Annotated in this window: 19 protein-coding genes; 11 read left to right on the top strand and 8 right to left on the bottom strand. The window is 45.6% G+C overall.

Features of this window, described 5'->3' with window-relative positions; genetic code table 11:
* Positions 1-25: 25 nt before the first annotated feature.
* Positions 26-463, bottom strand: coding sequence for a CopD family protein (locus B4240_RS07010; protein WP_296237782.1), 438 nt, complete (start codon positions 461-463; stop codon positions 26-28).
* Between the two features lie 60 nt (positions 464-523).
* Between B4240_RS07010 and B4240_RS07005 the strand changes: the two genes are divergently transcribed.
* Positions 524-1,003, top strand: coding sequence for a hemerythrin domain-containing protein (locus B4240_RS07005; protein ID WP_296237780.1), 480 nt, complete (start codon positions 524-526; stop codon positions 1,001-1,003).
* Positions 1,004-1,179: 176 nt separating this feature from the next.
* Here the strand turns inward: B4240_RS07005 and orn are convergent, their stop codons facing one another.
* Positions 1,180-1,767, bottom strand: a complete 588-nt coding sequence (orn, locus tag B4240_RS07000) for an oligoribonuclease (RefSeq protein ID WP_296237779.1) — start codon at positions 1,765-1,767, stop codon at positions 1,180-1,182.
* Between the two features lie 223 nt (positions 1,768-1,990).
* On the opposite strand from orn, the gene rsgA reads away from it, so the two are divergent.
* The 4 genes from rsgA to secB all read left to right on the top strand — a co-directional run bounded on the left by rsgA (position 1,991) and on the right by secB (position 4,859).
* Positions 1,991-3,094: a ribosome small subunit-dependent GTPase A gene (gene rsgA, locus B4240_RS06995; RefSeq protein ID WP_296237777.1), complete on the top strand. Its 1,104-nt coding sequence runs from the start codon at positions 1,991-1,993 to the stop codon at positions 3,092-3,094.
* A gap of 127 nt (positions 3,095-3,221) precedes the next feature.
* Positions 3,222-3,677: a rhodanese-like domain-containing protein gene (locus B4240_RS06990; RefSeq protein ID WP_296237776.1), complete on the top strand. Its 456-nt coding sequence runs from the start codon at positions 3,222-3,224 to the stop codon at positions 3,675-3,677.
* A 297-nt stretch (positions 3,678-3,974) separates the two neighbouring features.
* Complete coding sequence (gene grxC, locus B4240_RS06985) at positions 3,975-4,238, top strand: glutaredoxin 3 (RefSeq protein ID WP_296237774.1); 264 nt, start codon at positions 3,975-3,977, stop codon at positions 4,236-4,238.
* A gap of 162 nt (positions 4,239-4,400) precedes the next feature.
* The gene (gene secB, locus B4240_RS06980; protein ID WP_296237773.1) at positions 4,401-4,859 is read left to right on the top strand and encodes a protein-export chaperone SecB; all 459 of its coding nucleotides are present in this window, start codon (positions 4,401-4,403) and stop codon (positions 4,857-4,859) included.
* Between the two features lie 219 nt (positions 4,860-5,078).
* Here the strand turns inward: secB and adk are convergent, their stop codons facing one another.
* From adk to B4240_RS06950, 6 genes are all read right to left on the bottom strand, one after another.
* The gene (gene adk, locus B4240_RS06975; protein WP_296237790.1) at positions 5,079-5,732 is read right to left on the bottom strand and encodes an adenylate kinase; all 654 of its coding nucleotides are present in this window, start codon (positions 5,730-5,732) and stop codon (positions 5,079-5,081) included.
* Between the two features lie 222 nt (positions 5,733-5,954).
* Complete coding sequence (gene ccmI, locus B4240_RS06970; protein ID WP_296237770.1) at positions 5,955-7,235, bottom strand: c-type cytochrome biogenesis protein CcmI; 1,281 nt, start codon at positions 7,233-7,235, stop codon at positions 5,955-5,957.
* Positions 7,232-7,846, bottom strand: coding sequence for a cytochrome c-type biogenesis protein (locus B4240_RS06965; protein ID WP_414707102.1), 615 nt, complete (start codon positions 7,844-7,846; stop codon positions 7,232-7,234). Before B4240_RS06965 ends, ccmI begins: the two co-directional genes overlap by 4 nt.
* Positions 7,843-8,493 (bottom strand): DsbE family thiol:disulfide interchange protein, encoded by a 651-nt coding sequence (locus B4240_RS06960; protein ID WP_296237769.1) that lies wholly within the window; start codon positions 8,491-8,493, stop codon positions 7,843-7,845. Before B4240_RS06960 ends, B4240_RS06965 begins: the two co-directional genes overlap by 4 nt.
* A 1-nt stretch (position 8,494) precedes the next feature.
* Entirely contained in the window at positions 8,495-10,504 is a 2,010-nt protein-coding gene (locus B4240_RS06955) for a heme lyase CcmF/NrfE family subunit (RefSeq protein ID WP_296237767.1), read from the bottom strand.
* 279 nt (positions 10,505-10,783) lie between these two features.
* On the bottom strand, positions 10,784-12,118 hold the full coding sequence (locus tag B4240_RS06950; RefSeq protein ID WP_296237766.1) for a hypothetical protein: 1,335 nt from the start codon (positions 12,116-12,118) through the stop codon (positions 10,784-10,786).
* Between the two features lie 732 nt (positions 12,119-12,850).
* Here B4240_RS06950 and mrdA point away from each other — a divergent pair.
* From mrdA to B4240_RS06920, 6 genes are all read left to right on the top strand, one after another.
* Positions 12,851-14,842 carry a penicillin-binding protein 2 gene (gene mrdA / locus B4240_RS06945; protein ID WP_296237764.1) on the top strand — a complete coding sequence of 664 codons (1,992 nt, stop codon included), beginning with the start codon at positions 12,851-12,853 and terminating at the stop codon, positions 14,840-14,842.
* Between the two features lie 36 nt (positions 14,843-14,878).
* Positions 14,879-15,565 carry a 16S rRNA (guanine(966)-N(2))-methyltransferase RsmD gene (gene rsmD / locus B4240_RS06940; protein WP_296237761.1) on the top strand — a complete coding sequence of 229 codons (687 nt, stop codon included), beginning with the start codon at positions 14,879-14,881 and terminating at the stop codon, positions 15,563-15,565.
* 211 nt (positions 15,566-15,776) lie between these two features.
* The gene (rplM, locus tag B4240_RS06935; RefSeq protein WP_296237760.1) at positions 15,777-16,205 is read left to right on the top strand and encodes a 50S ribosomal protein L13; all 429 of its coding nucleotides are present in this window, start codon (positions 15,777-15,779) and stop codon (positions 16,203-16,205) included.
* A gap of 10 nt (positions 16,206-16,215) precedes the next feature.
* Entirely contained in the window at positions 16,216-16,602 is a 387-nt protein-coding gene (rpsI, locus tag B4240_RS06930) for a 30S ribosomal protein S9 (protein ID WP_296237759.1), read from the top strand.
* A 273-nt stretch (positions 16,603-16,875) separates the two neighbouring features.
* Positions 16,876-17,979, top strand: a complete 1,104-nt coding sequence (locus B4240_RS06925) for a lysophospholipid acyltransferase family protein (RefSeq protein ID WP_296237758.1) — start codon at positions 16,876-16,878, stop codon at positions 17,977-17,979.
* 134 nt (positions 17,980-18,113) lie between these two features.
* Positions 18,114-19,193, top strand: a complete 1,080-nt coding sequence (locus B4240_RS06920; RefSeq protein ID WP_296237757.1) for a tryptophan--tRNA ligase — start codon at positions 18,114-18,116, stop codon at positions 19,191-19,193.
* Positions 19,194-19,274 lie beyond the last annotated feature (81 nt).

Genomic DNA, 19,274 nt, shown 5'->3' with positions numbered 1-19,274 from the left:
ACTTTTTAGAACACCACCAAATTTATCAAAACCCCGTACGAAATAGCGTACCGACCACGACAAAGGCGACTGAAAACAGCGTCACCAAACTGATATTAATCGCGAATCCATTGAGATTGTCAGCAGATAGGCGCGGTATTATCCAAAAACGTGCATGCATCGCGACTAGTGCCGTCAGCAATAACAGACTCAGCTTCATACCAATTAAGATACTAATATCATTGTCAAAAGCAAACCAAGCGCTCGTATTGGGCAGCAGATTATGCGCCATCCATAAGCCAGTGACGATCTGAAGACCTAGCGCTGGCATGCCAATTTTTTCAAACTGCCCCTCAAATTGTAACAAAGCGTCTAAATTACGTGAAGATAGCACTTTTGGCAGTATCACTAGTGCTAGTATTAAATGACCGCCTACCCAAATTGCTGCCCCAAGTAAATGTAAAATTAAGAGATAGTTGAACATAAAGTATCACTCCAAATAATTAACCAATCATGAATTTTTGAAGCATTAAGGTATTTAATAATGAAACGCGCCAATCAATTGCAACCATTATCACGCCAGCACCATCTCGGGCTGAATCTGTCTCGTCATGCAAAAGAAAGCTTGGATGAACCCGAAGAAATTGCCCAACACTGGCATAATCTCACGTCTTATATTGACGATATGCAGTATCATTTTCAGATTGAAGACAACTTGATTGCCAATGCATTAGAGCCATACCGCGCTACTCAACCGGAGGTTGCCTCGGTGCTAGAAGCACTTGATGGGCAACACAAGCAATTGCATGAGCTCATAAACACAGTCGAACAATCACAACAGTCTGCTGGTAACGCTATCACAGTCGCGCAAGTTAAACAGCTTGGCACTCTATTATACGACCATATTCGCTTTGAAGAACGCGAGTTATACCCTACGGTAGAAAAATATCTAACGGAAGACGAGCTAGATGCTGTTTATAAAGCCAGCCCGGATAGTATTAAACGCCCTGATGAGAATCGATAATATACTCTCAAAGAATTAACCCACTAAGCTTTAATTAAAAATATCACTGAAACAAAAAGCCCGCCAAGAAACGAGCCACATTTTGGCATTCGCTTCTTTGATGGACTTTTTATTTGTTCTTAAATCGCTATTTCTAAAGTTTGATTTTTAAGACATCAATCTTTAAAAATCAGACTCTAAGGCATCAATTTAAAGAAATGCTGACGGTAATGCTTTAATTCACGGATAGAATCGCGAATATCATCCAACGCTAAATGACTGCCGCCTTTTTCAAAGTTCTTTAGAATGTCGGGTCGCCAGCGGAAGCACAGCTCTTTAATCGATGACACATCAAGGTTGCGATAATGGAAAAACCTTTCGAGTTCTGGCATTTGCCGCGCTAAAAAGCGGCGATCTTGACAGATTGAATTACCGCACATGGGCGACTTGCCAGCATCCACCCATTTATTCAAAAATTTAATGGTCTCAGCTTCCGCTTCTGCCAAGGTCACATTACTACGGCGTACGCGGTCGACCAATCCTGATTGACCATGCTGTTTGGTATTCCAGTCATCCATACCGTTTAAAACGCGGTCAGATACCTTGATAGCAAACACAGGCCCTTCGGCAAGGACGTTTAAATCCTCATCCGTCACTACGGTAGCAATCTCGATAATCTCATCATTTAAGGTGTCAAGTCCGGTCATTTCTAGGTCAATCCATACCAGCCCTTTTTTACCTTGGTTTTTGATTTTGATTTTATTGGGATGGTCGTCGGTACTCATAAAATATCCTATGGTCAATAAAGACTGAAACAATTGGCGAGCCATGTTAACCAAATAAAACAGTTATAAATGGCCATGCTCAGATAACATTGGTTTGCGCCTATTTATCACGCCGAAAAAATCGAAAACATTACAAAACCACTATCTGCTAGGGGCGCTTTAGGCTGTATGTTAGCAAATTTTCACGCTACACTTAGCAATATTTTTCTAATAGGTTCAAACCATGGCACTAATCCGGCAACGCAAACTGACTAAGCAGCAGATTCGTCGCATCGACAAACAGCAGCTCGACAGTCAAGACAGCATCGATGACAGTTTGATGGATGGCGTGGTCATGGCGCATTATGGTAAACAATTAGAAGTACAAATGACCAGTTTGCCTGCGGTGATACCGGTACAACCCGAGATCGCGCCCGATGATCCTGAGCCGTTTTGGCAGGAGCTGGCGTTAGGCGATATTTGGCGCTGTCATGTACGTACCAATCTGCCCATGCTAGCGGCTGGCGACCAAGTACGCTGGACTGCTGACCCTAATACTGGCTTTGGCCGTATCGAATCGGTCAAACCTCGCACCTCGCTTGTCTCGCGTCCTGACCGTTATCATAAGCTTAAACCCGTCGCTGCCAATGTCGATATTTTGGCGATTGTGTTTGCGCCGCTGCCTGCTGCGGCACCGTCCCTGATTGATCGCTACTTAGTTGTTTGCCATCATGCTGGCGTAAAGCCATTATTGGTACTTAATAAAGCTGACCTGTTGGCAGAAGAAAATGGCGTTGATACCAGTGAGCTATTGGCACAATACGCGGCGCTTGGCTATGAAAGCGTCCTAACTTCGGTTGATTGCCCCGAAAATATCGCTGATAGTGATGAGCAAAAAGGCCTTGATGAGTTAAAACGCCATAACGATAAAAAACTGGTTATCTTTGCCGGACAATCAGGCGTTGGTAAAAGCAGTTTGATTAACGCCCTACTGCCAGAGTCAGAGCAAGTGGTGAATGTCATCTCGGAAAACTCCAAATTGGGTCAGCATACGACGACAACCAGCCGCCTATTGCCCTTTAACCCAGATGACTTAACCCAAGGCGGCATCGTCGATACACCGGGTATTCGTGAGTACGGCATTTGGCATTTAACCCCGGATGATATCATTTCAGGTTTTATTGAACTTGCGCCACTAGCGGGAGATTGCCAATTCCGCGATTGTCGTCATACACATAACAGTAAAGGCTGCGCGTTATGGCAAGCGGTTGCTGATGGTAAAGTATTGCAGCGCCGTGTTGAAAACCTTGTCACCCTAAGAGAAGAGGCAGATACTAAACCTTATTAAGCATTAATGACTAGGTTGACCATCATACGTTTACTATGGATGGTCTAATCGGTATAATAGCGCCTTGTTCATTATCGTTAGGCTGGACTCGCAGCTTAACCGAACACTTATTTTTTGGAGGTATGGTTTGGATCGTGCGCTGGAATTTGTGGGCAACCACCCGTTTTTATTTGGTATATTAGCCGTACTTGCCGTGCTATTTTTTACCATTGAAAACAAACGTAGTGGCAGAAAAATATCGCCCAATACCTTGGGCATGATGGTTAACTCGCAAAATGCGCAGCTAATCGATATTCGCGCCAAAAAGAAATTTGACACCGGTTTTATCCAAGGCAGCCGTAACATACCTTTTACTGAGCTCAAAGACCGCATCGAGGAAATTCGTGCGATTGAGCAACCAGTGATTATCATCTGCGATATGGGCGTGCAAGCAGGCGCGGCAGTACAAATGATTGGTAAAGACAGTGTTTACCGCTTGGATGGCGGTATTGGCGGCTGGCAGGCAGCGGGTATGCCACTTGTTGGCCTAAAAGATGCCCAGTCGAAAAACAAAGGTAAAGCCAAGCCTACCTTGCACAAATAGCTTATATAATTTTGTACAAACAGTAATTAAAAAGGCACCTTTTCGTAAGGTGTCTTTTTTTATGCGGCAGTTATGGAGTAGTTACGCAGCAGTTATACTAGTCTCAGCGCTTTTTAGACAAGACTGCTTGAATTTAAGATGGCCATCCCCACTTTATAATAAGCATCAGTAATTAACGGTGCATTACCTATCAATAACGAATTGTACTGATTTTACCCTATCATTTTTTTATATCACTATTTATCCTATTACTTATAATAAAACTTTCACGCATAAATTTATAAATAAGGACTTACCATGACTGCATCTGTTAAAGTTTATACCACCCCTATGTGCCCATACTGCTTAAACGCTAAAAAATTACTAGAATCTAAAGGCGCTGAGTACGAAGAAATTGGTATGCACGACATCAGCCGCGAAGAGCGCCAAGCATTGATGCAAAAGACCAATAACTATCGTACTGTGCCGCAAATTTTCATCGGCGATACCTTTGTTGGCGGTTTTGATGAGCTGAACCAGATGAATCAGCAAGGCAAACTTGACGAGTTATTGGCCGGCTAATTTGCTATTTTGCTATTTTGCTAAAAGTCATCTTGCTAAAAAAGCACTGGCTAAAAAACGCTGAGATAAAACCTTAAAACTCAGTCTCGATTTATATTACAATGAGATGTTGTTACAATAACCGTTTGCCCTATTATTTGATTAATTTATAGAGGAATTACCATGGCTGAAGAACAAGCACAAGCACAACCACAATTGGCACTAGAACGTATTTATGTAAAAGACATGTCACTTGAAGTCCCAGGCGCGGCTGTATTCACGAAAGAGTGGAACCCTGAGCTTGATATCAATCTATCAAGTAACGCCGAAAAATTAGATGACGATCATTATCAAGTGGTTCTGACTGTCAGCGTAAATGCAAAAAACGCGGACGAAGCGGCATTTATTGCAGAAGTGCATCAAGCGGGAATTTTCTTATTAAAAAACATTCCAGAAGATCAAATCGGACAAATCCTCGGCGCATATTGCCCGAACGTATTGTTCCCGTATGCGCGCGAAGTGATTAGCGACATCGTCACACGTGGTAGCTTCCCGCAGTTATTGCTTGCGCCCGTTAACTTTGACCAAGCGTACGCGCAAAGCCAACAGCAAGCCCAAGTTGATGCCCAAGGTAACGCCTAAAACTTAGAGTAATAAAGTTTTAGCGAGTAGTATTTAAAAGCCGTTTACTGATGTTAGTAAGCGGTTTTTTTATGGCCGGCTTTTTTATGGAAGGATTTTTTATAGACGGTTTTTAGCGTTTATTTTAGCCATAAAAAAACCCTGCAGCTTGCTATTACTAGCGGCAGGGTTTTGAATATAACGGTTAATAAGCAATTTCTATAAAAGCGCTAAAAAAGCTTAGCCTTTTAGCGCAGATAAGATTTGCTCTTTAACAACATCAATCGCTTGGGTGCCATCGAATTTGTCATATTTAGGGGCATCGCCGCCCTCAGCCGCTTTATCTTGATAGAAACCAACCAAGGCAGAGGTTTGCTGCTGGTAGGTTGCCAGGCGATCGCGAATGGTAGATTCTTTATCGTCTTCGCGTTGAATTAGTGGCTCGCCCGTCACATCGTCGATACCTTCGACCTTTGGTGGATTGTGATCGATGTGATAAACACGCCCAGAACCCGCATGCTGGCGACGACCTGATAGACGCTTAACGATTTCATCATCAGGCACGCTAATTTCGATCACATGGTCAATTGTCACGTTGGCATCAGCAAGCGCTTGAGCCTGCGGAATGGTACGCGGAAAACCATCTAGTATGCAGCCGTTGACACAATCAGGCTTGGCGATGCGTTCTTGCACTAAGTTAATAATAAGGTCATCAGAGACCAAACCACCAGCGTTCATCACATCTTTGGCTTGTTTGCCAAGCTCAGTACCTTCTTTGATTGCGGCACGTAGCATGTCGCCCGTTGAGATCTGCGGAATATCAAATTCTTTAGAAATAAACTGGGCTTGGGTACCTTTACCGGCGCCTGGTGGACCTAGCAAAATAATACGCATCATTATACGACTCTCCTTAATAGATAGGATTTTGGGACTAATAAAACTTAGGGATTGGTGGGTTGCAGAGCTTACCTTACCTTGTGGCTTTCAAAAGCTCAAGTATTTTTAGTCTTGATGCGGCAAGTTACGATGACTTATCTGTTCATGGCATAAGGCTGGAGGCCGGCACAAGCATGACGGCCTCCAATTATTCATCACTTATATTTTGAGATTCATTTATCAAGGAACCTGCTGATTAATGGTCACATTGACCTGATTTTGGTCGGCGCTAATGACCACAGGATTACCCGATAAATCGCCTGATTCCGCCATAGCCGTACCACTGTGACTGATACGCGCAACGACAGCAAGCTGAACTTTGTCGCCTCGAGCAGACGCTAGGGTACGCTCAGGCATCATAGCATCTAAGTCACTTAGGCTAATCGTCGCTTCGCCTTGTTTAATCACACTAATCGGTAAACGCTTGGCGGCAAACGGCGGGCCACCTTTCACATCACGAATAGCGACAAACAGCACATCATCCGCTTTTACCAATGGTAGCAAATCAGAATTAATAGAGACGGTCACCTCAATGCCTTCAGAAGCTTGCTGCTGCTGAGTGGTGACATTTGCACTTAACTCATCAAGACTTGCCAGCGCTTGGCTATGGTCACCCGGTTTGGCAGCGATACTATCGCGCAGGCGCTTAATCCAGCCTTGGGCTTGCTCAAAGTTATTACTACGCGCCTCGCCCATTGCCATGAGCATTTGTGCGCCTTCGTGCTGCGGATTTTTTGCCAGTACCTCTTGTAAGACGCGGCGACTATTGGCATCCAATTGCCCTTTATTGGCAAAAAAGCTGATTTGCGCATAAGTGGTGGCAATCTCTTCGTTGTCTGGCGACAAACGATAAGCACGCGATAACGCCTCAAGCGCCGAATCAGTTGCTTCTAATGATAAGAACAATTCAGACAGACGCATCCAGCGATCAGGGTCATCAGCATGCCGATAAACGTTGGTCTGCATGGCGCTAATAAGCTGCGTCCCATCGGTAATCGCCCAAGCTGGCGGCTGATCAATTTTACCCGTCAGCAAGTCATCTGCTACCTGCCCGACTTTATCTTCAGCCGTCCACAGATTAAATACTGGCGTACGGTCACTGACTAAAAAGTAAGCGAGCCCCGCCAAGACAGGCACCCAGACCATAATAATCAAACGGCTTTTGATACCGGGCGCGACCATGGGCGTGACTGTGCGCTGGGCGTCTAATAACTGGCGCTCAAGCTCAAGCTTTTGATTGCGATAATGCACCTCGTCGATAGTGCCATTGTCTTTATCGGTTTGCAGCTCTGCTAGGCGCTCACGAAATACCGCAACGTTGATATCTAGTAGCTGGTTATCGACTGGCTTGTCTCGTAAGCGCGACGCTCGTAACCATGGCATGATAACAATGATAGCCAGTAACAGTGCCATCAGTAAGCTTAGGGCAATAAATAAGCCAAACGTAGAAAATAGGATCATTTTTTGTCCTCTGTACTGGTGATGTCATGCTCGTTTTTATCACGGTTATTGCTGTTTTTATTGCTTTGCGATAACAAACGATCAAGCTCCGCTTTTTCTGCAGCCGACAACGCCGCCGCACTCTCTACGGTGACGCCGCTTTGACCGCGAGCAACGCGCTGCCGGCGTTTACTTTGCCAAAACCAGCCAATCACCAACACAAGCAATAATAATGGCGGAAAAAACCACAGTATCCATGTCGACGGACGTACTGGCGGCTTATAAGTGATAAAGTCGCCGTAGCGCTCTTGCATATAAGCGCGTATCTCGGCATCACTACGACCATCTTTAATCATGTCATAGGTTTTTTGCTTTAAATCTTGGGCAATAGGCGCATCAGAACCTGCCAAATTCTGGTTTTGGCATTTTGGGCAACGCAGCTCTTCGATAAGGCCGCGATACTGGGCTTCTTGTTGTACCGAATCAAAGTCATAAACGTCAATTGCGGCGTGCGCGCCGATGCTGATAATAAAACCCAGCAAGCAAGCAAATATCAAACCTGCTAGCTTTAACGTAAAATTTGTTGCCTGCTGAGCTATTAATTGCATGTCTTTTAAATGCGTGGCATTCATTTGCACACCTCCTGAACCTGACTAGGGTCTGGGCTGACATTTTTCTTATCGGCTTCATTAAGCACCATCAAACACGGCATGATACGGCTTTGCCAATTGCTCTCATTAACCTCACCAACAATATGCTGGCGGATAATGCCCTTACTATCCACCACAAAGGTTTCAGGGGCACCGGTCAGCCCTAAATCTAAGGCAAACTGACCAGATAAGTCCTGAATAGACATCGAAAAAGGATCGCCGCCGCGGTTTAAGTATCCTAAAGCGTCACCGATATCATCTTTGTAATTCACCCCAACCAAATTGACGCCGCGCTCCTCTAACTGCATTAAAAAAGGGTGCTCGATGACACAAGTTGGACACCAAGAGCCCCAAACGTTCATTAAAAACGGCTGATCTGGCAAATTGTCGTTGGTCATGATACGGCTGGTATCTGACAACAAGGGCAGCTCAAACTTAGGTACCGGACGCTCAAGCGCCGTGTTGGTCACGATTTCCGTTGGCTGCCCCAGACGAAAATACAGCATGACCACAAAACCGGCAAAGACAATCAGCGGGATTAAAAACCATATCTTTATCTGGCTTTTTTTCATGGTTTGATTGCCTCTTTTCTCAGGCGCCTTTTGGGAAGAATTACCTGATGGACTCATGTTACTTCTCCCTTATTTCAGCTTCAGTGATAAAACCTGTTTTATTGGCTGCCATTTGCGCCGACGTCTTGGTCTTTTTAAACCGGTAGCGGCTATCAAGCATACTTAGCAGACCCCCTAAGGCCATGATAATCGCACCAAGCCATATCCAGCGAATCAGCGGCTTAACATAAATACGCACTGCCCACTTATTACTGTCTTCAGCGATAGGCTCGCCCAGCGCTACGTAAACATCACGCATGAGGCTAGCGTCAATGGCCGCCTCGGTCATTGGCATCATACTAATCACATACGTACGTTTCTCAGGATACAAGGTCGCCACCGCGTGACCGTCTTTGGTTACCTCAACCTGCGCTTGCATGCCATCAAAGTTACTGCCTCTGACTTCATGAAAATCTTTTACTTCAAAATCATAGCCTTGCACGTGTACGACATCATTTTCACCCAATGCCACATCGCGCTCAACACTCAAAGTACTGGTAAAGGCAACGCCAATAGCAGCCACGATGACCCCAACATGAGCGGTCTGCTGACCCCAGTAGCTCAGGCGTAATTGACCTAAACCGCCAAACAAACTCGGCGCATTTTTGGTTTTATCTTTAAAATCGACCGCCATCCAAAACAGCACCCAAAAACTCACCGCTAGCGTCACGCCGATATTCAGCATGGCAGACGGGCTTACAAAATACGCAATAATCGCCGCTAATACCAAGCTGCTGACCACAGCGGCCATACCGACGCCCAACAGAGGGCGCTTGTCTTTCTTCCAGCGGATATTGGAGCCCATCCCCATCGCCACTAACAGCAACCAGGTTAAGGGTACAAATAGCGCATTAAAATACGGAGGGCCAACAGAAACCTGACCTAAATTAAAGGAATCAGCGATGATAGGATATAGCGTACCGAGTAGCACCACCAACGTTGCAATTAAGATAATGACGTTATTAATGACTAAAAATGATTCCCGTGATATCAGTTGATACTGACTCTCAACCGTCAAGCGCCAACCGCGGATGGCAAACATCAACAGCCCGCCACCAACGACAACGCCAAGAATTGCCAAAACAACCAGACCACGCGTTGGGTCGGCGGCAAACGAATGCACCGAGGTAATGACACCTGAGCGCACAAGGAAGGTACCCAAGAGACTCAAGGCAAAGGCAAAGATGGCGAGCATAATGGTCCACGCTTTAAAGACCCCGCGTTTCTCAGTGACCGCTAGAGAATGCAGCAAGGCTAGACCAGCCAGCCAAGGCATCAGTGAGGCGTTTTCTACTGGGTCCCAAAACCACCAACCGCCCCAGCCAAGCTCGTAATAGGCCCACCAAGAGCCAAGTGCGATACCAACTGTCAAGAAGCCCCAAGCAGCAAGCGCCCATGGACGCGACCAACGGGTCCAGACGGCATCCAAACGCCCTTCCCACAGTGCCGCCATACAAAACGCAAATGGCACTGCCATACCCACATAGCCCATATATAGCATCGGCGGGTGGATAACCAAACCAAAATCTTGTAAGAGAGGATTTAAATCTGCCCCGTCAACAGGTAAGTTTGGCAACGTGCGATCAAATGGTGATGAGGTAAAGATGAGCATCGCTAGCATCATCGTCTGTATGCCAGCCAATATCACTAACACTCGCGCGCGCATGGTCAATGGTAAGCCACGGCTAAAGTAGGAGACCAGCGCACACCAAGTGGCCATAATGGTCATCCATAGCAACAGCGAGCCTTCGTGCCCGCCCCACGTCGCGGACAGTTTATAATACCAAGGCAACAAGGTATTAGAGTGCTGAGTGACATAGACCAAGCTAAAATCATTAAAATAAAAGCCTGCCATCAGTGCACCAAACGAGGTAATCATGGCTGCAAACTGCGCCCACGCTAAACTCGGTGCAAGACGCTGCCAAGCAACGTGATCACTCATAACACCAATAGTTGGTAATACCACCTGCAAAATCGCCAATACAAAGGCGGCCAGCAAGGCAAAATAACCCAATTCTGTGATTAACATACGGTCTAACCTTGTTTACCTTAATACGGTCATTGTTTATTTTAAGGAGTGGTGTTTTTAGGATATTTGATAGTATCCAGTACACGCTACTGCAGGTATTTTCGTCTATTATCGTACTGCTATGACAATATAGTTAACTTCCATATACTTAACTTCGATAATAAACCTCGCCAGCCATTGCAGCTTAGGAGGCTTACAGCATGGTACATTAGCGTCAACTTGTCACGTTTGTGTATCCACTCTGTATGCGATGTGTATAAAGACCATATCGATGCTTTATCACTGCATGGCAGGAAAAAACACCAAAATCAGATGTAACCACCCTGCCAAAAACCCTGTCAAGCCGCCAAGTATAATGAGGGTCATTTCATCCTCACGAAAAGCGGGGCGCAGTAGGTTTTGAAACTCATCGGGTGATAAAGCGCGAATACGGTCGCGAAACAGTCCAAATATTTTACTGGCGCGGCTTTCATTAAGCTCAGGATCACGCAGCGGCACCATGGTCGCAACGATGGATTTGTCGATGATAGTATTTTTTAGCTGCCCAAACTCGCGGCGACCCAGCCCGACACGTAACGTTGTGCTAATAACTGGCGATTCTAACACTTTATACAAGTGAGATTTCATCAGCTCGCGCGTTTGTGCAGCGCGATCACCATACATCATCTCATTCATGATGTTTTCTAGCGTCACCAAATCTTTGACCACAATCTCAGCAAAAACCTCAGACACTTCCTCTTGGCGCTTCATAAAGCCGCCTTGGAAGCGGTACTGCGCCATGTGCGGCCTCTGCGGCTTAATAAAGGGGAAACGGCTTTGTAGCGCAAAAAACTTCACATACGGGATAAAATGCGGCTCAACAGGGTTAAACACCATCCAAATCGCAATCCAGTTGGTCAAAAAGCCCCAAATGGCAGCAAAAAACGGCACCGTCCAATGCTGCGGCACCAGCAAAAAGATAAACATTTGGATAATACCGAATATAAGACCAATCAAAGCACTGATATGCCAGATAAAATTGATCTCTTTTTGCCCAACTTTTAAAAACATATTGACCATCAAACGGCGGTCGCTTTCCATTTTATTGACAATCATCTTACGCATATCGACCAAATCTTCGACATGGTAGGTCAAATCCGTCACCAACGACTGCATGATACTCGGCAATTCTTCGTGCGCTTGAGCATACACCCGGCGCTTTACTGCATAGGGAAGATTGCCCCACAGCGCGGGCGAATGGTCGAGCATAATCTCATCAATCAAATTCTCAAGGTTTTTATCGACCGTATCGGTGATAAATACCGCCATCTGTTCTGGTTCCATCGCCTGAAAGAATTCATCGAGCGAGCCGAGCTTTGAGAGCGTCTGATCAACAATCACGCCTGATATCTTGCCGGCCTTGCGCGGTACGATACCTTGCCAGCCGATACCCGGCAAGCCAAAAAACGGAAAGTTTGGAATCCGAATGCCCCAAAACTTAATCGGATAAAACAGCATCTTGAGCGCCATCCACACGTGTATCCAAGTGACGAATGCAGTCACCGGTGGAATGGTCAGCATAGCAAAAAACTCGGGATGCGCCGCTATCGTCTGCCACAATGAATTTGCATCCATGACTCTAATTATCCTTGAGGTGATGATTGACGTTGTTAACCAAATATCCTTAGTAGATTAAGAACGCTTAGCAAAAACGCTCTATCCTCAATAACTATTTAAATGAACTATCTGTTAAATGAATGACCTGCTCATTCAGTACTGTTTAACTCATTAAACCGCTAAAATAAATCGCCTGATTTTAGCATACTTGCTATGTATTAGCACACATCGAGCCACGGTAAGTTGTGACTAGCGATGACACGCTTTGCGCCCTACTCGCCATTCTAAACCTTTACTATCCTCTAGTAATTTTAAACACAAGAATCTTGCTAGTAGAAACGCTTAACGCAACAACAAAAAGGAAAGTGAAAACAGTATCAAAAGTGGCACCAAAAGTAGCGCCAAAAACACCGTCATTAATCGTAAAGATAGCCACGCAAAATAGACGCCTAAATACTGCGCTTCAGTTTTTGTTCTGTTATAATTTATGGTTGCCTAACGCGGATGACTAGCCGCCGACTGTAGGCAATTTAATTGCCCCTTTATTGATAAATCACCGCGCTATGTTATTGAAATACTTTGGCTTATCCTTTATGCTCACCGCGCCTTGATAAATAAGCGCTTCGCTTTATCTGTCTCTGACTGATTAAACACTGAACACTTTATCAATACTCACTTTAACAACGAACACTTTATCAATGATCATTTTATCAACGACCGCTTCACTGACCGTCTGAGTACTGACCTTATATGAACAAACCGCTCGCGTCCGATACCGAACAGGTCAATCGTATTTTTACCAGCCGCATTGTTATCCTTGGGCTAATCATGTTCGTAGGCTTATTAGGTTTGATTGCGCGTTATGGTTATCTGCAGGTGTATGCCCACGAGAAATACACCACCCAAGCCGATAACAATCGTATCAAGCTCATCTCTGCGCCGCCCAGCCGTGGTTATATTTATGATCGTAATGGGATTATCCTTGCCGACAATCAGCCTGTGTTTACCGCCATGCTCAGCCCTGATGAAGTCGAAGACCCAGAGCGCACGCTAAACCTGCTCGCGCCTATTTTTGATCTTACTGAAAAAGACATCACTGACATTTTGGCGCGCTTAAGCAAAACCAAAAATGACCCTGTGACCGTTAAGATTGATTTGACCGAGGCGCAATTGGCGCAGTTTAGTGAACGTAAACCTTTTTTCCGCGGCGTCAGTATTCAGAGCAAATTGACCCGCTCCTATCCCTATGATGAGCTGTTTGCGCACGTGATTGGCTATGTGGGACGTATTAACGACAAAGAATCGAAGCGAATAGATAAAGATCGCTACGCGGGCACCGACCTCATCGGTAAGATTGGTATTGAAGAGTTTTATGAAGATATTTTGCTTGGACAGCCGGGTTATCAGTCAGTAGAAACCGACGCCCTCGGCAATATCATTCGCCAACTTGACACCAAAGCGCCCATCGCCGGTAATGATATCACCCTGAGTTTAGATTATGGTTTACAAACCATCGCCCAGCAGCAGCTTGATGGTCGCCGCGGGGCAATTGTCGCCATTGATCCAAAAAATGGTGATGTTTTGGCGTTCGTCAGTAACCCAAGCTACGACCCCAACCCTTTTATCTCTGGCATCTCTTTTAAGGATTACGGCGCCCTGCGTGATGATGTTGATCAGCCGCTTTATAACCGCGCGCTCCAAGGGACCTATCCCCCCGGCTCAACCATCAAACCTTTTGAGGGTTTAGGCGGAATTCATTATGGCCTACGTAACTGGGAATCGACCATTTATGACCCGGGTTACTTTAGTTTGCCTGGCGATTCACATCGTTTTCGAGACTGGAAACGCGGTGGCCACGGAACGGTAGATTTAAAGAAATCCATTATGATGTCGGTCGATACCTATTATTATAAATTGGCGTATGAAATGGGTATTCAGCGCCTTCACGACTGGATGGTGCGCTTTGGTTTTGGTGAACAAACTGGCATCGACTTACCTAACGAAAAGCCAGGCGTTATGCCATCGCCAAAATGGAAAGAAGACACTTATGATAAAAAATGGCTGCCGGGTGAAACCATCTCCGTCAGTATCGGGCAAGGTTATTTCTTAGCCACGCCGTTACAAATTGCCAATGCCACCGCCATGACGGCCAATAAGGGCTATCACATCACGCCGCACTTATTAAAAAGCAGCGATGGCGCAGCGGCGGTCAACGTGATCACCAAGCCTGATGGCAAGATTGAATATAACGGCAAGCCGTCTGATTGGACGCGTATGCACGATGCGATGGAGCAAACGGTCAAGGCAGGTACGGGGCGCGGCATTTATACCTCGCGCTATCGCATCGCCGGTAAAACAGGGACAGCGCAGGTAAAATCAATTGCCCAAGGTAAAAGCTATAATAAAGCGGCCCTCGATAAACGTCACTGGGATCATGCTTGGTTTAATGGTTTTGCGCCTGTTGAAGCGCCGGAAATCGCGCTTGCGGTACTGGTCGAAAATGGCGGCGGCGGTAGTGCCGTTGCAGCGCCTATCGGTCGTGCCTTGTTTGATTATTGGATGCTACAGCGTAAAACCGACCCTATTTTACCGCCAACAGCTGATGAGTTAAGAGCTATCAAGCGCCAAAAAGCCTTTGAAAAAGCCATGCGTGATGCCATCCGTGATAAAGAGCAAGCGCTCGCAGAACAAGCCGAGGCACAGGCGGCTGAGAGTGCAACAAATACAGCAACGTCTGAATAAAATACGCCAAATAAAAGGCAATACCTAAAAAACACTATGAAAAAACCTTTAAAAAATCGCGAACAAAAGAAAAACCATAATACGAAAAATGCAGCAGCGGGTGATGTGCGTATTATCGGCGGTCAGTATAAGCGCCGTATCGTCAGCTTTATCGATGCCGAAGGCTTGCGCCCGACTCCTGACCGCCTGCGTGAGACTGTGTTTAATTGGTTGACTGCCGATATTCATGACGCTCGAGTGCTAGATAGCTGCGCTGGTAGCGGCGTTTTGGGTTTTGAAGCCCTATCGCGCGGCGCGGCGCATACTACCTTTATCGAAATAAATCCGGCACAAGTCAACATGCTGCGCCAAAGTGCCGAGCAGTTACACTTAGATGCCAGTAACTATCAAATTATTCAAGGAACAGCTGAGCAGGTTTTAACACAAGACCAGTCCGTTCAGCGTCATTTTGATATCGTGTTTATCGATCCGCCTTATGCGCAAGATTTATGGCAACCTATCTTAACGGCACTGCTTAAGCAGTCACTCATTACCACAGAAACGCTGATTTATTTAGAAGCGAATAAAGATTTAACCGCTCAGCTGCATCAGCTGATTAATCGTTTGCAAGAAAATCCCGACTCTCAAGCAGAGACTACGCAAGGTATGATGAGTTTTGAGTGCTTAAAACAAACGAAAGTTGGCCAAGTTGTCGCTGGACTTTATCGTTTATCCTCGTCATAATTGTCAGGTTAACGATACCCATTAACAAATTTTGTAAATGTTTAAAACCGCTAAAAAACTAGCCAACGCTGCAGTTTAATGTATATAAGGCGAAAATAAACCCCAATGCAGCTTGCAAGCGTAGGCGCTACTGCTTATAATGTGCAGTCTGTTTTTTGAGAGCCCCGTTCCCAGCTAAACTCTCAACGAATTCTAATTTTAAGGTTTTATCATGAAAACACTTAGTGCAAAACCAGCTGAAGTGACCCATGACTGGTATGTCGTAGATGCTGACGGCAAAACCCTTGGTCGCTTAGCTACCGAAATCGCTAGTCGCTTACGTGGCAAGCATAAGACTTCTTATACGCCTCACGTAGATACTGGTGATTTTATTGTTGTCATCAATGCAGAAAAAATCGCGGTAACGGGTAAAAAAGCGCAAGATAAAAAATACTATCGTCACAGTGGCTACCCAGGTGGTATCAAAGAAACCAACTTCACCAAGCTGATTGCACATAAGCCTGAAGATGTTCTACACAAAGCGGTTAAGGGTATGCTTCCAAAAGGTCCTCTTGGCTACGCGATGATCAAAAAGCTGAAACTATATGCGGGTACAGAACATCCACATGAAGCCCAGCAACCTAAAGAACTAGACATCTAAGGATATACTTATGGAACGCAATTACGGAACTGGTCGTCGCAAAACTTCTACCGCTCGTGTCTTTTTAGCAAAAGGTACTGGTAGCATTGTTGTTAACGGCAAACCACTTGATGAGTACTTCAGCCGCGAAACCTCGCGTATGGTTGTTCGTCAGCCTTTAGAACTCCTTGAATCACCTACTGATTACGACCTTTACATCACAGTAAAAGGCGGCGGTATTAGTGGTCAGGCTGGCGCAATCCGTCACGGCATCACGCGTGCCTTGATTGAGCTTGACGAAGCCAACAAATCTACTCTAAAAGCAGCTGGCTTTGTCACTCGTGACTCACGTCAAGTTGAACGTAAGAAATTGGGTCTACGTAAAGCACGTAAACGTCCACAATTCTCAAAACGTTAATCAAAGCTATCTCTGCTCTTTTTACAGCTATCGTCTTTTTCTCGGAGTCGCTATAGCCGTATTAAGTAAAAGAATAGATTTGCAAAACCTTATAAGCTGGTCACAGTTTATAAGGTTTTTTTATGCCTGTTTTTTAAAGACGGTTTTTTAGCGATGGCTTTTTAGGTATCCTAACCATAGGTTTGCCCTGTATGTTCACTTTAGCAAAACCTGCTTGCAAACTGGAGCGCGCTCCCCCATCATAATAATAACTTTTATTACACTGTCCTCATTATGAAAGCCCCCGAACAATACGATCCTAATAAACCACCAAAAACTGATGTGCCACCGCCGACAGGCCAGCATCATAAACAGAGCAACATGGCTAAGTCACCAGCCATCCCGGCCGGCATGCCCACGGTGACGCAAACGCATAAGCAAACGGCGCAAGCAAATAAGAAACCCTTTCAATGGCAATTTTTGCTGCCGCAATATTGGGGTATCTGGCTGTTACTGGCAATTTTCTTGCCGACGATATATTTACCGCTGCGTTGGCAGTTTTGGCTGGGCCGTAAACTGGGTATTTTCATCTATAAAGTCGCAGGCTCACGCAGGCGCGATACCTTAATTAACTTAAGATTGGCTTTTCCAGAAAAGCCCGAAGCTGAGCGCGAACTGATGGCAAAGCAGGTGTTTGTCAATCAAGGTATCGGCGTGTTTGAAACTTTGTGCGCTTGGTTTCGCCCCAATATTTTTACCCGTACGGTTTCCATCTCGGGCTTGCAACACTTGGTAAATGCTCAAAACGAGGGTCGCCCTGTTATTTTACTCGGGGCTCATTATACGATGCTCGATCTTGGCGGTTTGCTTTGCACGCAGTTTTTCGCTACCGACTGTATGTATCGTCCGCAAAATAATCCGCTCCTTGATTGGTTTATTTATAATGGACGCACCAACATTTTTGGCAAGCAGATTGCCAGCCGTGATATGCGTAGCCTCGTCAATTCTATTAAAGCCAAGCACGTGATTTGGTACTCACCTGACCAAGATTATGGCTTAAAACAAGGCGTCATGGCGCCATTCTTTGGCGTGCCCGCTGCTACCATTACCGCTTCTCGGCGTATGGCAAAATTAGGCAATAAGCAAAACCCGCCCGCACTCATGGCCCTGCATACTTATCGGCAAACACCGGATAACCTACCAAAGGGAAAACGCCCGCATTATCATCTAACCATCACACCAGAGCTGGACAATTATCCAAGCAATGATGAAGTTGCCGACGCAACTCGCGTTAATGAAGTGCTAGAAGGGTTGATTCGTATTGATCCAACCCAATGGATGTGGTTCCATCGCCGCTTTAAAAATGGCCCTAATGGTCGTACCGATATTTATAAGTAGGCCCTTAAACACAAACAAAGCAGTCGGTAAATTTGTTATAATTTGTGCCATTAAATTGAGTCGCCGACTTAATAATTGAGATTAAACAAACAACAATCTAATCAGTTAAAAATTAAACCAACCACGGATTTTTCATGAGCAATCAAACTGACGCAGCGATAGACGCGCCTAACAAAGAAAGCAAACGTATCTTAACGGGCATCAAACCAACAGGTATTCCGCATTTGGGTAATTACGTTGGCGCTATTCGCCCAGCGATTCAATCTATCCAAAATAGTAATGATGAGGCGTTTTTCTTTTTGGCCGACTATCATGGCATTATCGGCTGTTATGACCCAGCTGTCATTCACGAATCGACCAAAATCATTGCCGCGACTTGGATTGCCTGCGGTCTTGACCCTGAGCGCGTGACCTTTTATCGGCAGTCTGATGTGCCAGAGATTCCAGAGCTTGCTTGGATTTTAAACTGCTCATGTGCCAAAGGCCTGATGAACCGTGCGCATGCTTATAAGGCGGCGGTTGATATCAATACCGAAAAAGCCGATGTCGATCCTGACCAAGGTATCAATATGGGTCTGTTTGGCTATCCAGTGTTGATGGCGGCCGATATCTTGATGTTTAATGCTACCCATGTGCCTGTCGGACGTGACCAAGTACAGCATATTGAGATGGCACGTGACATTGCGGGTACGTTTAACCATCGTTATAAGCCCCTCTTTACCTTACCTACAGCGGTCGTTGATGAAGACATCCCGCTCTTAACAGGGCTTGATGGCCGTAAGATGAGCAAAAGCTATAGCAACACCATTCCGCTATTTGGCGAGCCCAATCCGCAGGTTAGTCCTGAAAAGCAGATGCATAAAGCCATCATGAAAATTGTCACCAACTCGCAGTTGCCAGCTGAGCCAAAAGACCCTGACGATTCTGCTATTTTTGAGATTTATAAAGCCTTTGCCACGCCAGCAGAAATTGCTGATATGCGCGCGCAGTACGCCGCGGGTATTGGCTGGGGCGATGCTAAGCAAGCATTGTTTGATAAAATAAATAGCGAGATTGCGCCATTTCGCGCCCGTTATGAAGAATTGATGGCCAATCCAAAAGAGCTTGAAGAAATCTTACAAATGGGCGCAGAAAAAGCCCGTCGTCATAGCCGTAAACAGCTCGATAAAACGCGCCGCGCTATTGGTATTCGTCCACTTGCCAAGCTTAAGTAAGCCTTCAATTACTTTAACTTGTCGTAATCAGGACGGATGCTAAAGGTGCAAACTGTATTGGAAAATGAAACAGCGGCTTTA

This window comes from Psychrobacter sp. UBA5136 (assembly GCF_002414005.1).
Lineage (GTDB): Bacteria > Pseudomonadota > Gammaproteobacteria > Pseudomonadales > Moraxellaceae > Psychrobacter.
Note: the sequence above shows the minus strand (reverse complement) of the source record. Positions and strands in the feature narration are given on the sequence as shown.